2 protein-coding genes and 1 pseudogene are annotated in these 1,170 nt (G+C 49.1%); all 3 read right to left on the bottom strand.

Annotated features, from left to right (window positions below; genetic code table 11):
• Positions 1-97: 97 nt before the first annotated feature.
• Positions 98-343 carry a hypothetical protein gene (locus J1C48_RS18735; RefSeq protein WP_207259518.1) on the bottom strand — a complete coding sequence of 82 codons (246 nt, stop codon included), beginning with the start codon at positions 341-343 and terminating at the stop codon, positions 98-100.
• Positions 344-345: 2 nt separating this feature from the next.
• The gene (locus J1C48_RS18730; RefSeq protein WP_207259517.1) at positions 346-723 is read right to left on the bottom strand and encodes a hypothetical protein; all 378 of its coding nucleotides are present in this window, start codon (positions 721-723) and stop codon (positions 346-348) included.
• A gap of 13 nt (positions 724-736) precedes the next feature.
• A pseudogene (locus J1C48_RS18725) lies at positions 737-1,170 on the bottom strand (type VI secretion system tip protein VgrG); the annotation flags it as partial.

Below are 1,170 nucleotides of genomic sequence, written 5' to 3'. Positions count from 1 at the left end.
TCGACTACGATGACATCCTCGCCCACTGCTGTGACGCTTGGAACAAACTCGTCGACCAGCCGTGGAAAATCATCTCAATCGGCATGCGTGATTGGGCTCACGGGTTTTGATCAATGCCCGGTGGTATTAGGACATCCCATCGAATGAGATGGCCGAAAGAGCTGTCCATGAAGCCCTGCCAAAACTCTTCTCTGGCCTTTTCGCTTTCGGCGAGCTCCTTAATCAGTCGAAACAACGCGACATATTGGTATAGATGGCTCTCGACATGCGCAAAATAGGAGCAATTGTTCTGTAAGTGCCCCTCATCGACAGTAATATCAGGATTTGCACCTGGACTAGCCATTCTTAGTCCATTCTCGTCAAATTATAGATCGGAATAACGTTAGTCTGAAAAAACTTGTTTCTCGCAAAAACAGTCAGGTCTCTCATGGCCAGCGGGATGACCGTCCCACAAAACTCAGAGGCTCCGGGGGCGATTTGTTCGAGAAGCGCCGATGCTTCAACAATTACGTTTAATGTTTCTTTGTCATTCAATTTATCTCCTGTTTTACCCAGAAGACTCCGTATATTATCAAGCCGATCGGAATGCGGAATGTCGATTTCGCTGATATCGCGCGCACGGATTACATCAAGACTGTCCCAAAATTCTTCTCTCTTGGCATTACGAATGGTCTTATTTTCAATTTCGGCAGCAACCCACTCATCTGTCATAAGCTTCATCATGGCTGGAAGCTCCTTAATTCAGCTCGATCTTCCCTGCTTTGACAGTCATTCTTTCTTCTTTATTGATGATCAGCTTGACACCTTCGAGTGTGATCGTGCCGTCACGCTCCATCAAAATGCGCGACTTGCCGCAAACGATCTCATATTTGTGTCCGACTACGGTCACTTTTGTTTGCCCGACCTCCTCCCACGATCCGATAGAAACACTCTCGTTTTTCACACCGCCAACAGTCAATTGGTAGCCGCCGCCAACGGTCGTCGTCTTAGCGGCCCCTACAATTTCGGTCGAACTGACCATCACGGTTTCGGCCTTGTTCTTGCCGACACCGATGATCATGTTGCCTTCGCCCATGTTGAGCGCATCCGGCACGCCGAGCTTGTTGGCGAGGCCGGAAATCTTGTCCGTCAACGCCTGGAACTTCGACGTGACGAATTTCTGCAGGACGT

The organism is Jiella flava (assembly GCF_017349315.1).
Classification (GTDB): domain Bacteria; phylum Pseudomonadota; class Alphaproteobacteria; order Rhizobiales; family Rhizobiaceae; genus Jiella; species Jiella flava.
The sequence above is the reverse complement of the archived record's forward strand: the minus strand, read 5'-3'. Positions and strand labels throughout refer to the sequence as shown.

What these genes read in the sequence shown, in the direction of transcription:
- J1C48_RS18730 (WP_207259517.1), bottom strand. Translation starts at nt 723, where the DNA reads ATGATGAAGCTTATGACAGATGAGTGGGTTGCTGCCGAAATTGAAAAT.
- J1C48_RS18735 (WP_207259518.1), bottom strand. Translation starts at nt 343, where the DNA reads ATGGCTAGTCCAGGTGCAAATCCTGATATTACTGTCGATGAGGGGCAC.